Below are 11924 nucleotides of genomic sequence, written 5' to 3'. Positions count from 1 at the left end.
GCCGCAATCCTTAAACCGCAACGCTGCGGCAATCATAGTCGAACAGGCCCAGGGTCTCTTCGTTGCGCAGCTCGCCCAGCCCGAACAGGTCGGTCTCCTGGCCCTGCATCCGGTCGGCATTGGCGTTCGATTCGGCCTGGATGAAGGTCGTGCGCTCGATCCGTGCAGCCTGGTAGCGCTGCAGTCCCTCTTCGGGCGTTCCGCTCGCGACCATCGCCCGCGCCAGCACCACCGCATCCTCGATCGCGCAGGCCGCGCCATGGCCCAGGAACGGCGTCATCGCATGCGCCGCATCGCCGAGCAGCGTGACGCGTTCGTCGGCGATCCAGCTCTCGAGCGGCTGACGCGCGTTCAAGGCCCAGCGGAAATGCGGGACCGCTTCGGCCGCCGCGATCATCGCCTGAACATCGGGTTCCCAATCGGCGTAGAGCGCGCGCAGCTCGCCCGGCTCGGCCGGGATGGTCCAGCCATCGTCCTGCCAGCCCGGTTGCCGCGCGAAGAACACCATGTTGAGCAGGTTCGAGCCGCGCACCGGATATCGGGTGATCATCTTGCCCGGGCCGATATGGATGCCGGGCCAATCGACCAGCGGGCGCAAGCCGTCGGTGACCGGCACCACCGCGCGCCAGGCGACATGCCCGGTGAAATGCGCCTTGACCGGTTCGAACCGGTCGCGGATCGCGGACTTGAGGCCGTCGGCACCGACCAGCACGTCGCCGCTGACCGTCTCGCCATTGGCCAGCGTGACAGTGGTGCCTTCGCTCGAGACCACCGCCGCATCGGCCCGCAAGGTCACGCCGGCCTTGCGCGCGGTTTCGACCAGGATCGCGTGCAGATCGGCGCGGTGGATGTAGACGTAAGGCGCGCCGTATTTTTCGCGCGCATCGGCACGTTCGAGCGTCAGCAGCGCACGGCCATCCTGCCAGTGCTGGATCCGCTGGCGCTTCGGCTCGACGCCGGCGGCGGCAACCTCTTCCATGCAGCCGGTGAAATCGAACCCGCGCATCGCGTTGGGCGAGAGCGTGACACCCGCGCCGATCTCGCCGAATGCGGGTGCGGCCTCGAGCACGGTGACCGCGAAGCCCGCCTGCGCCAGCCCCGCCGCCGCGGTCAACCCGCCGATGCCCCCGCCGACGATCAGGATCGCGGGCCTGCTCATCCCAGCTGCCCCGGAATGTGCGATTCGTGGTTCTCCAGATACCAGGCGGCGATCTCCTCGCGGGTCGCCCACCAGATGCCGGGAAGCGATTGCGCGTGCTCGATGAACTCGCGGATCGCGCGGATGCGGTGCGCGCGGCCCGAGACATGCGGGTGCAGCCCGACATTCATGATTCGCCCGGTCACCGCGCCTTCCTCATGCAGCACGTCGAGCTCCTCGATCAGCGCCTGCGCGAACTGATCGGTGGTGAAGTTCTTGCGGGTGATGAAGGTGAAGTCGTTGATCTCGTTCGAATAGGGCACCGAGACGATCGGGCCGTGCGGGGTCCGCAGCAGATAGGGCTGATCGTCGTTCATGATGTCGCAGTAGAAGGTGCAGCCCTGCTCGGCGAGGATGTCTGCAGTCTGCATCGTCCCGCGCAGCGAGCTCGACAGCCAGCCCCTGGACTTGCGCCCGGTGTGCTTTTCGAACTCGGCGAGCGAGCGCAGGATGATGTCGCGCTCCTTTTCGGGCTCGTGCGCGAAGTTGCTGAGCAGCTCGCCCTGTTCCCAATTGTGCGTCAGCAGCTCCCAGCCGCGATCGAGCACCGCATCGGTCATCGCCTTGCGCCGCTGGAAGGTGACCGCATTGGTGGTGCAGCTCGCCTTCGCCCCCAATTGATCGAACAGCTCGAACAATCGCCAGATGCCGACCCGCTGGCCATATTCGCGCCAGGTGAAATTGGGGAAATCGGGCGTGTTGCCGGGCAGCACATCGGGCAGGATCGCAGGACCGCCGGCGTAATAGGGCTTGTCGGTATCCTTGGTGAGATCCCAGGTTTCCAGATTGAAGGTAAGGATCAGCGCGACGCGCGCCCCGTTCGGCCATTTGAGCGGCCGGCGCTGGGGAAGCGGGATATAATCGTAGTCCATCGTCTGCCTTTATGCGGTGGAGGTGCGGATCAGAGCCCGAGCACGCCGGGGTTCATCAGGTTGTGCGGATCGAGCGCGGCCTTGGTCGCCTGAAGCAGCGCGCGCGCTGCCGGATCGAGCCGCTCGAGATAGGGATAGGCGCGCCCGATCTGGAAATGTGCGCTCCCGTGCGCCTGCATCAGATCGACCAGCGCCGCCTTGAACCGGTGCGCGAACGCGCGGGCCTCGGGGTTGTCGGGATAGGCCGGGATAGTGGCGAGATACTCCGCGCCCAGCACCTCGCGATGATAAGGCGTAACCGCATCGGGCCAGTAGATCGCGATCTCGTAGAGCAGGCCGTGACCGCCGATGCTGCTGAACATCGTTCCGGTCCACAGGCCGTGGCGGTCCATTTCGGGCTGCTGCTCGCCCAGAAACCGCTCGAACGCCGCGTGGAATTCATCCGCCGCGCTGTGCGCGAAGATGCCGTGCAGCGGCACCCAGCGCTCGCCCTTGGGGCCGAGCACGTTGAACAACGGCGCAAACGGCATCGAGCTGACGAAGGCGGCGGCGGTGTTGGCGATCTCCTGCCCGTCTGCGGTCATGATCGAGCGGATGCGCGTCAGTCGCGCTGCGACATCGGCCTTGTCGACGCCCTCGACGATGACATGGCAGCTGTAGCGCGCCTCGCGCATCTCGGATTCGCCCGCCAGCGCCATCTTGCCCAGCTGGAACAGGCCTGAGACAGGGTTGGGCGCGGCGCGCATCACGTTGCGTGCGATGGTGACCCTCGCCGCGGTGCCTTCCGATCGCGCGATCTGGCCCTGCGACAGGGCCTGGTCGATGCTGAAATGCTCTTCGTCCAGCCCTTCGCGCGCGAGTTGGGCGACCGAGCGATGATAGCTCGTGAAATCGGCGAAGGCGAAGCTTGCGGTGTCGAACGCGGGCCGCGCGGCGATCAGCGGCAGCGTGATCGCGACCTTTACGCCCAGCGCGCCACAATCGCCGGTGAACAGCCCGGTGAGATCGGGTCCGTAATGGCGGGTGCCGGTGGTAACCCCGGTGTTGAGCAAGCTGCCATCGGCCAGCACGACCTCGATCCCCAACAGCGATTGCGCGGAAATTCCGTGCGCGCCGCTGCCGTGGCTGATCGTGTTCTGGCTGACGCTGCCGCCGATGGTCGCGGCGATGCCGGAAAACGGCCCCCAGAACGGCGTGCGCAGGCCAAGCGGGTCGAGCGCGGCCTTGAGAGCGGCCCAGGTGACGCCCGCCCCTACGCGGACGTACGCATCGCGCTGGTCGATCTCGATAGCCTGCAGCGCTGAGAGATCGAACAGCACATGCGGCCGATCGATCAGATAGCCGTCCGAATAAGACGCACCGCCGCCGCGCGGCACCATCGCCACCCCGGCTTGTGCGCACAGCCGTGCCGCCGCCTGCACGCCTGCACTATTGGCCGGGCGCACGACGCACAGCGCCTGCGCGCCGTGGGTGAAAACGTCGTGCGCATAAAAGGCCAGCCGGTCCGCCCCGGTCAGCACCTGGGCAGCGCCCAGCGCATCGGCCAGCGATTGTGGCAATCCGGTGATATCGTCCGCCATAGACTGTTCGTGGCTCCCTGGCTGCTCCGCGTCGGTTCGACCATGTTGGTGGCCGCGCCGACACGGGACACTGCCGATTTATCCGCCTTGCGGTTGATGGTCGCGTAATGATTACATGGCGAGCACGATTTTCTAGCCTCGTCATCAGATACAGGGAGTTTCATCCGCATGGCCTTCGCCCGACCGCCGCTTTCCGACAGCGTGACCGCCTTCCTCGCCCGCAGGGGCCAGGGCCAGGGGCTGCTGATCGGCGGCGAATGGACCGGCGGGCAGGGCGAGACCTTTGCCACCGTCGACCCCGCAATCGGCGACCAGATCGGCGTGCTGCCGCGCGGCGGCGCGCCCGAAATCGATGCCGCGGTGGCCGCTGCGCGCGCGGCGCTGGCGGGATGGAAGGCGACCACGCCGCTGAACCGCGCCAAGATCCTCTGGGCCGCCGCCGACCTCATCGAGGCGCATATCGACGAGCTCGCCGAAATCGAGACGCTCGACCAGGGCAAGCCGCTGTTCGTCGGGCGCTGGGCGGAAATCCCCGGCGCGGTCAATCAGTTCCGCTTCTTTGCGGGCCAGGCGATGGCAATCGAGGGGCAGGTGATCGAATCCTCGATCGACTATCAGCCCGCGGGCAAGAAGATGGCGAGCTGGACGAAGCGCGAGCCGGTGGGCGTGGTCGGCGCGATCGTGCCGTGGAACTCGCCCCTGGTGCTCACCGCGATGAAACTGGCGCCTGCGCTGGCGGCGGGCTGCACCATCGTGCTCAAGCCCGCGGAAAACACCTCGCTCTCGGCGCTCAGGCTGGGCGAGCTGCTGATGGAAGCGGGCGTACCTGCAGGCGTGCTCAACATCGTCACGGGGCTTGGCGGAGAGGCTGGCGCGGCGCTGGCGGCGCATCATGGTGTCGACAAGATCGCATTCACCGGATCGACCCAGACCGGCCGCGCGATCATCGATGCCGCCAAGGGGAACCTCAAGCGCGTCAGCCTCGAGCTCGGCGGCAAGTCGCCGATGATCGTGATGCCCGATGCCGATCTGGAGCTGGCGATCCCCGGCGTTGCCAGCGCGATCTTCTTCAATGGCGGCCAAGTGTGCGTCGCGGGATCGCGGCTGTATGTGCACAGCGCCATAAAGGACGAACTGCTCAAGGGCGTCGCCGCCTATGCGCAGGGGCTGGTCGCCGGGCACGGGCTCGATCCTGCAACCCAGATGGGGCCCCTGGTCTCGCGGTTGCAGGCCGAGCGGGTCGAGGGCTTCATATCTGCCGCGCGCGATGGCGGGGCGACCGTGCTGACCGGGGGCGAGCGCTTCGGCGATGCGGGCACCTTCGTCCAGCCCACGGTGATCACCGATGTCACCCCCGACATGCCGATCGTGCGCGAGGAGGTGTTCGGGCCCGTATTGGTGGCGCAGGAATTCGACGATGCAGATGCGGTGATCGCGGCGGCCAACGACAGCGACTACGGCCTTGCCGCGAGCATCTGGACCCAGTCGCTCTCCCATGCGCACCGGATGGCCGATGCCATCGAGGCGGGCACCGTCTGGATCAACTGCCACCTGATGTACGACGCCGCGCTGCCGATCGGCGGCATCAAGCAATCCGGATATGGCCGCGACAGCGGGCGTGCCGCGCTCGACAGCTATCTCGAATGGAAAACCGTCTGCGCGGTCCTCTGACCGGCGCGTACCCAAAGGACAATGCCATGATCTATGAATCGGTGTGCGCGAGCATTTCGCGCCGGACGCTGTTCGGCGGCGTGGCGGGGCTGGCGACCGCGGCGGCCCTGCCCGGCATCGCACAGGCAAGAACCGGCAACATCCGACCACTCGACATCATGGATCCGCGCGACAACCTTTACGGCTTTGCCAAGATGTGGGGGACGATCGGCGAAAAGGCGGTGCTCTCGGGCTATCAGGGGGTGCAATATGCGATCGTCGGCGCCAACCGCGCCAAGCCGGTGTTCGGCTATGCCGGCTTCGGCAACATCCGCAACGCCATCCAGCCCGATGGATCGGTGCGCGTCATCGGCAAGGAGTGCGGCTATTTCACCGACCTTGCCACCGGCGAGATCCTCGATCACTGGGACAACCCCTGGACCGGCGAGCGGGTGGAGGTTTTCAATTTCCTCAACGACAAGTTCCGCGGGACGCTTGGCCTCACCCGCAAGGTGTTCAAGGTCGGCGATGGCGAGACGGTCAACAACGACATCGGAAAGGGCGGGGCCGGAGAGCCGTATCGCCTTCCATGGCAGCCGATCGGCGACCAGTATCTGCTCGGCTGGGACTATGCGCACGAATACACCAACCCGGTGACGCCTGCGGGCTGGCCCAAGGCCTCGACCGGCAAACGCGTCAATCCGTCCGAGCATTTCACCTTGTTCACCCCGCGCGCGGCAATCGACGACCGCGATGTCGTCTCGGCGCCTTATACCGGCGGTTTCATGCGGCAGGCGCCGTGGTGGCCGTGGATGCGCATGGGGCAGAGCGGCGTGGACGGCGTGCTGATGGGGCGGATGCACACCTACAAGATCACAGGCGGCCTGGACGATGTGCCCGCGGCGGTGCGCAAGCGCGTCGAGCGCGACCGGCCCGATCTGTTCGAGGAACCGGTCGACGGCCCCGACCTCGGCGTTATCGGAACGCTCGAACATTATGCCGAACAGGTGCCGCCCGAAACGCCCGGCTACAGCCGCAAGAAATAGCGGCGGTCAGCGCAGGCCCAGGCCCCGGATCAGCAGGTTGGGCAGCTTTGCATTGTCCCATTCGGGGGTCTTGGGCGGAGTCTCGCCCATGCGCAGCACGATCAGCCGGTGCTTCGGGCTGATGTGCACCGTCTGGTTGGAGTTGCCATCGAACAGGAATATCTCGGGGTCGAGATAGGCTGCCGAATGCAGCACCTGCGGTCCGGCGGTGCCCGGCGCGCCGAAGCCGCGGCGCTCGCGATAAGGCTCGCCCAGCCACAACCCCAGGCCGAAGTTCGGGTTCTGCGGCGTGCCGGTGCGCATCGCGCGGACATAGCCCTTGGGCAGCAGCCGTCTGCCGCCTGCCTCGCCGTCATCAAGCAGCAGGATCGCAAGCTTCATCCAGGTCTCGGCGGGAAGCTTGATGCAGCAGCCCGAATGCGCAAGCCCTTGCGGCCGGTTGACCCAGACCTCGCCGCCCGCAGCGCCCAAGGGGGCCAATACCTCATTGCTGATGAACTCGGCATAGCGCCGCCCGGTGGCGCGTTCGATCACCAATGCAATGAGCTCGCTCGGCGCATTGGCATAGGCATAGCGCGTGCCCGGCGGGTCGGTCAGCGGATAGTCGCGCACGATATACGCGCCGTGATCGGGGTCGAGATACGCCCGGTTCCAAGGGTGATCGGGGTCGGGCGAATAGCCCTGGTCGAGCAGGCCCGATCGCATGTCGAGCAGGTGCCGCACCAGGATCGCGGCCTTGGGCGTGCCAGCCAGCTCGGGGATGAAATCGGCGATTCGCTGGTCCAGCCCCTTGATCTTGCCCAGCTGGATCGCGCGGCCGATCGCGATCGCCGTCAGCGGCTTGGCAAGCGACTTGGCGACCAACGGCGTGTCGCGCGTGGTGGCGCCGAAATAGCGCGAGGCCTCCAGCTTGCCGTCGCGCCAGACCAGCAGCGCGCTCGACCGGTTGGCTTGCGCATAGCGCGCGGCCTCGTCGAGCGCGGCAGCGGCGATCCGCGGCGCGCGCGAAGCGGGTAAACGCCGCACCTTCGGCGCGCCGGGCACGGCCTCCATCGGACTGTAATCGAACTGCGCAGGGTTCGCCATGAACGCCTCGAACCGCGCGCTATAGGTCCCATCGTCCGCAGGCGTCGCGGCGGTCGTGGCCAGCAGCGCAAGCGCCGCGAGCGGTTTAAGCACGTTCAAGGATCTCGAGCGCCGCGATCTCCGCGGTCTCCATCGCCGATTCCATGCCCGGTTCCATCCGCCGCAGATGCTCGCCGGCAAAGTGCACCCGGCCATGCGGCAGCGCCATTTCCTTGGCGAACATCTTGACCTGGCCTGCGGCAAAGCAGTGCTTGTTGCCGCCGACGAACGGGTTCTTCTCCCAGCTGTATTCGAACAGCGGCTCGAGCGCGCCTGCGGTCGAGGGGCGCGCGGCGGCCAGTTCCGCCATGATGAATGCGCGCTGCGTGGGCAGGTCCATCGCGTCGAGCCGGGTTGCGCCGTCGCCGTTCATCCAGACGATCAGCGACCCATGCGCGCCGCCCTTGTCCATCACGAAGGCACGCTCGAAAAAGCGGTCCGACCAGATCGAAGGGGGCAGGCCGTCCGCCTCCCAGAAGGGCTTGAGCACGCGGAAATGGAACTGGGTGGTGGCGGAATAGATCGCGCCCTGCACTGCATTGGCCTGAGCTGTCGGGAGGCCGGGGGTAAAGTTGATGTAACGCACCGCCGAGAAGGGGGCGGCCATCACGACGAAGCGGGCGCGCATCCGCTCGCCGCCCATCAGCCGCACCTCGACCTCATCTGCCGTCTGGTCGATCGCGGACACCGGCGACTTCAGCATCACCCGGCCCTTGAGGGCAGCGGCCATGGCCTTGGGCAGCATGTCCGATCCGCCGACGATATAGTGCCGCTTGCTGGTGTTACCCGCGCCATATTGCGGCTTGGTGGGGTCATTGAAACCTTCCACCTTGAGCCGCGCCAGATCACGGAAGATGCTCATCGCCGAGACCGAATGCACGCTCGGTCCATTCAGATCGATATCGGCCAGCCGGATCGCCGCTTCGGACACGCCCCTGGCGCGCATATAGGCAGCGGCGGACATGTCATGTTCGTGATACTTCGCCTCCAGCCAGTCGGCCGGATCCTCGAACGGCACCCAGTCGAAAAACAGCCGGTTCTGGATGAGAAAGGGCAGGATCTCGCGCTCTGCACCCATGGTGTGGTTGGCGTTCGACGATGCCCAATCCTTGGGCAGCACCATCTGCCCTTCGATGTTCAGCACAAACGGTGTCGACTTGCCGCCATCTTCGGTCAGGCCGACATTGAACTGCGTGCAGGCATTGCGCACCCGGCCATACAGCGGGCCGACCTCGCTGCCGCCCAGCTCTGCGGTATAGCCTTCGGCATGGCCGGTGCGCAGCCGTCCACCGACGCGGTCGTTCGCCTCGAGCACCGCGACCTTGAGGCCCTGGCTTTCGAGCACATGCGCCGCATTGAGCCCGGCGAGCCCTGCGCCGACGACGATGACATCGAGCTTTTCGGGCTGGCCGGCTCCCCTTGCGGTCTTGGCAACGGCAGAGGTCGCAAACATTGCGCCGGCTCCGGAGAGAAAGGCGCGGCGGCTACCGGTGAGGATCGTGTGCGACATGGGGCTGAACTCCTGCAGAGCGAAGCCGACACTATGCCGGGCGCTTGGAGATGCACCAGCGCAAAACGCTGCTGCTGTTCACCTGGTGGATAGTCGCGCTTGGTGCAGCGCCAGGGCGGCGCTCGATCGCATCAGCGCCAGATGCTCGCGCGCAAGGGTGGTCAAGTCCATGGCGCCCTCAGCCATCGGCGCCATCGTGTCACGCGCGATGGCATAACGCGGCGTGAAGGCATGCCCTGCGCGCAGCATCGCCCATGCATTGACCAGATGGTTGCCATAGCGGTCGGGCGTGAGGTCGGGGAACAGCAGCTCGGGCTCGCCGGGCAGCAGGGGCTCGCTTCGGGTGTCGCTGGCGCCCAGTTGCTTGGCTGCCGAATCGATCACCGCAGCCCAGGCGGCCCAGTCGAGCGGCGGCTCGCCCGGCCAGCGATCGGACAGGCCATGCCCGGGAAGATCGATCGCCAGCACGCTCTCGGGCAGCAGATCGAGCGATCGGCCGGGCCCATGGATGTGCAGCACGTCGCCGCTCCCGCGCCAGTGGATCAGCCCGTCAAAGGCATCGGTTCGAACCGGAAGAAAGCCTCGGTCACTGTCCTGCACAGGCGTGAAGGCGTGCGCGGGATGGTGCGCGAGCCAATCGGCATTGCCGCTGGAATGCGCTGCCGGATCGGGCTGCTCGGCGGTGCTCCATCCAGCAGGCAGCGCAGGAAACCGCGCCATGTGCGCGGTCATCGGGTCGCTGGAATAGCTCGAGAGCAGGGCGGGCGGCACATCGGCACCGGCGGGCGGGACGTCGTAGCCGGCGCTGAGCGCGGCACGATAGCCGTGGCGATAGGCATCGCCCGATGCGAGCAGGTCCATCACCTGCGGATGAAGCACCATGGGGTCAGCATGCGGCGCCGACATGCGCCGCGCCTGTTCGGGCTTGTACCACGGGAAGTACCAGCTCTGTTCGAGCATGCGGTTCCATGCCCATAACAGGTGCTCGCCATAAGGCTGGGGGTGGAAGGGACGCAGATACGCCTCGCCGACATCGTCGAGCTCGTGCGGATGAAAGCGCGGATAGCCGCCGACGGCGAGCGCGACGAAGCGCTCGGGATGGCGGCGCAGCGCATTCATCAGGAAGATGCCGCCTGAATGGAAGCCATAAGCCGCGATTGCGCGAAACCCCACGGCGTCAGCAAAGTCGAGGATCGCGTCGGCAAAGTCCTCAGTCGTCGGGCTTGCGATCGGCAGCGGATCGGACTGGCCGAAGCCGGGCGAATCGGGTGCGATGCAGGTGAAGCGCTCGCCCCATTGCGCCATCATCGCGGTATACTCGTCCGATGATCGCGGGCTCTGGTGGACCAGCAGCACCGGCGGACCGCTGCCGCACATCCGGTAATGCACGCGCCGTCCGGCGAGCGTCAGATAATGTCGGGTGATGCGCATGGCGCAGTGTCTACCGCATCGCGCCGCCCTGCAAGCCCGGCCCGGCGCGTGACTGGCCGCATCGTGGATAGCCGCCCGCTCGCCCGATGATCTCGCCACCGCGCTGCCACCAAGGGGCTAAGGCCGCCCTGTGCGGTGCGATGCAAACCAAGGGGAATGATCGATGCGTGATGGCGTAACCGAGGTGGGACCACAGCGTTACCGCGAAACCTATGGCCGCTTCTTCGAGGAGTTCGCGGTGGGCGATGTCTATGAACACCGCCCGGGCCGCACGATCACCGAAACCGACAACATCTGGTTCTCGCTGCTGACGATGAACCAGCACCCGGCGCACTGCGATGCCAACTTTGCTGCGAAGACCGAGTTCGGAAAGCCTTTGGTCGCATCGCCGCTCACCGTGGCGATCATGACCGGGCAGAGCGTTTCCGACGTCAGCCAGAAGGCGGTCGCCAATCTGGGGTGGAAGGAAATCCGCCTGCTCAAACCGGTGTTCGCGGGCGACACGCTCTATTCGGAATCCGAAGTGCTCGAAAAGCGCGAGAGTGAAAAGCGCCCGACTCAGGGCATCGTCACCATCAAGACCATCGGCAGGAACCAGACCGGCGATGTGGTGTGCGAATTCACCCGGGTGATGCTGATCTGGAAGAAGGGCTTCGGCCCGATGGACGATTGATCCTGCACGCACGGGCGCGCCGGTCGGCCGGGCACTCGCCGCAAGGCGGATAGTTTGGGCCAAGGGTGCATCGGGGCGCGCGCGCGCTTTCTAGCCAGATCACAGTCGATATGAGGGGCAGGACGTATGTCCGCAACAGAACGTTGCCAGGTAGTAATTGTCGGGGCCGGTCCGGTGGGCACGACCATGGCGACCTTGCTGGCCAAGCAGGGCGCGGACGTGATCGTGCTCGAGGCCAATGAGGACTGCGCCCAGGACCTGCGCGCCTCGACCTTTCACCCGCCGACGCTGGAAATGCTCGACGAGGTCGACGTGACCCCGATGCTGCTGCAGCGCGGGCTGAAGGCGCCGGTCTATCACTGGCGCGATCGCCAGTCGGGCGAGGTCATCGGCTTCGATCTGGGCGAGCTGTCCGATGTCACGCGCTATCCGTTCCGCATCCAGTGCGAGCAATATCATCTTTCGCGCGCGCTCGCCGAGGGGCTGGCGCGCTACTCGAACGCGCAAGTGCGCTTCAACCACCGTCTGCTGGCGTTCGATCAGGACGACAAGGGCGTCAGCGTGTTCGTCGAGAGCCCCACCGCAATCCAGCAGATCCGCTGCGATTTCCTGATCGCCGCGGACGGCGCCAACAGCGTGGTGCGCAAATGGCTGGGGATCGAGTTCGACGGGTTCACTTATCCCGAACGGTTCCTGTGCCTGTCGACCGACGAGGATCTGACCGCGCATCTCGATAACCTGGCTTATGTGAACTATGTCTCCGATCCGGAGGAATGGCTGGTGCTGCTCAAGGTGCCCTCGCTGTGGCGGGTGCTGGTCCCCACCGATGGCGATGCAAC

10 protein-coding genes (1 of these 10 running past the window's edge) are annotated in these 11924 nt (G+C 66.2%); 4 read left to right on the top strand and 6 right to left on the bottom strand.

Features of this window, described 5'->3' with window-relative positions:
• Positions 1-10: 10 nt before the first annotated feature.
• From BSY18_RS15400 to BSY18_RS15390, 3 genes are read right to left on the bottom strand one after another with little or no spacing between them, the layout of a single operon-like run.
• Positions 11-1159 (bottom strand): FAD-dependent monooxygenase, encoded by a 1149-nt coding sequence (locus BSY18_RS15400; RefSeq protein WP_069051091.1) that lies wholly within the window; start codon positions 1157-1159, stop codon positions 11-13.
• Positions 1156-2070, bottom strand: a complete 915-nt coding sequence (locus BSY18_RS15395) for a polysaccharide deacetylase (RefSeq protein WP_069051090.1) — start codon at positions 2068-2070, stop codon at positions 1156-1158. The genes BSY18_RS15400 and BSY18_RS15395 overlap by 4 nt, the downstream gene beginning before the upstream one ends.
• 29 nt (positions 2071-2099) lie before the next feature.
• Complete coding sequence (locus BSY18_RS15390; RefSeq protein WP_069051089.1) at positions 2100-3650, bottom strand: FAD-binding oxidoreductase; 1551 nt, start codon at positions 3648-3650, stop codon at positions 2100-2102.
• 168 nt (positions 3651-3818) lie between these two features.
• Between BSY18_RS15390 and BSY18_RS15385 the strand changes: the two genes are divergently transcribed.
• Entirely contained in the window at positions 3819-5321 is a 1503-nt protein-coding gene (locus BSY18_RS15385; RefSeq protein ID WP_069051088.1) for an aldehyde dehydrogenase family protein, read from the top strand.
• A gap of 26 nt (positions 5322-5347) precedes the next feature.
• Positions 5348-6346, top strand: a complete 999-nt coding sequence (locus BSY18_RS15380) for a DUF1838 family protein (protein ID WP_171900250.1) — start codon at positions 5348-5350, stop codon at positions 6344-6346.
• A 6-nt stretch (positions 6347-6352) separates the two neighbouring features.
• On the opposite strand, the gene BSY18_RS15375 is transcribed toward BSY18_RS15380, so the two are convergent.
• The 3 genes from BSY18_RS15375 to BSY18_RS15365 form a co-directional block, all read right to left on the bottom strand.
• On the bottom strand, positions 6353-7525 hold the full coding sequence (locus BSY18_RS15375) for a serine hydrolase domain-containing protein (protein WP_069051086.1): 1173 nt from the start codon (positions 7523-7525) through the stop codon (positions 6353-6355).
• Positions 7518-8981, bottom strand: a complete 1464-nt coding sequence (locus BSY18_RS15370) for a flavin monoamine oxidase family protein (RefSeq protein ID WP_083231495.1) — start codon at positions 8979-8981, stop codon at positions 7518-7520. Before BSY18_RS15370 ends, BSY18_RS15375 begins: the two co-directional genes overlap by 8 nt.
• Positions 8982-9059: 78 nt before the next feature.
• A complete protein-coding gene (locus tag BSY18_RS15365; protein WP_069051084.1) occupies positions 9060-10412 on the bottom strand; it encodes an alpha/beta fold hydrolase in 1353 nt (450 codons plus the stop codon).
• Positions 10413-10575: 163 nt separating this feature from the next.
• Here BSY18_RS15365 and BSY18_RS15360 point away from each other — a divergent pair, with 163 nt between their 5' ends.
• Positions 10576-11085, top strand: coding sequence for a MaoC family dehydratase (locus BSY18_RS15360; protein ID WP_054135889.1), 510 nt, complete (start codon positions 10576-10578; stop codon positions 11083-11085).
• Between the two features lie 126 nt (positions 11086-11211).
• A protein-coding gene (locus BSY18_RS15355) for an FAD-dependent oxidoreductase (protein WP_054135888.1) crosses the window boundary here: on the top strand, positions 11212-11924 show its 5' portion. 493 nt of this gene lie beyond the right edge of the window; 713 of the gene's 1206 nt are visible here — the first part of the coding sequence; it begins with the start codon at positions 11212-11214; its stop codon lies beyond the right edge, outside the window.

This window comes from Blastomonas sp. RAC04 (genome assembly GCF_001713435.1).
Taxonomy (GTDB): domain Bacteria; phylum Pseudomonadota; class Alphaproteobacteria; order Sphingomonadales; family Sphingomonadaceae; genus Blastomonas; species Blastomonas fulva.
Note: the sequence above shows the minus strand (reverse complement) of the source record. Positions and strands in the feature narration are given on the sequence as shown.

What these genes read in the sequence shown, in the direction of transcription:
- BSY18_RS15370 (WP_083231495.1), bottom strand. Translation starts at nt 8,981, where the DNA reads ATGTCGCACACGATCCTCACCGGTAGCCGCCGCGCCTTTCTCTCCGGA.
- BSY18_RS15400 (WP_069051091.1), bottom strand. Translation starts at nt 1,159, where the DNA reads ATGAGCAGGCCCGCGATCCTGATCGTCGGCGGGGGCATCGGCGGGTTG.
- BSY18_RS15380 (WP_171900250.1), top strand. Translation starts at nt 5,348, where the DNA reads ATGATCTATGAATCGGTGTGCGCGAGCATTTCGCGCCGGACGCTGTTC.
- BSY18_RS15385 (WP_069051088.1), top strand. Translation starts at nt 3,819, where the DNA reads ATGGCCTTCGCCCGACCGCCGCTTTCCGACAGCGTGACCGCCTTCCTC.
- BSY18_RS15360 (WP_054135889.1), top strand. Translation starts at nt 10,576, where the DNA reads ATGCGTGATGGCGTAACCGAGGTGGGACCACAGCGTTACCGCGAAACC.
- BSY18_RS15365 (WP_069051084.1), bottom strand. Translation starts at nt 10,412, where the DNA reads ATGCGCATCACCCGACATTATCTGACGCTCGCCGGACGGCGCGTGCAT.
- BSY18_RS15395 (WP_069051090.1), bottom strand. Translation starts at nt 2,070, where the DNA reads ATGGACTACGATTATATCCCGCTTCCCCAGCGCCGGCCGCTCAAATGG.
- BSY18_RS15390 (WP_069051089.1), bottom strand. Translation starts at nt 3,650, where the DNA reads ATGGCGGACGATATCACCGGATTGCCACAATCGCTGGCCGATGCGCTG.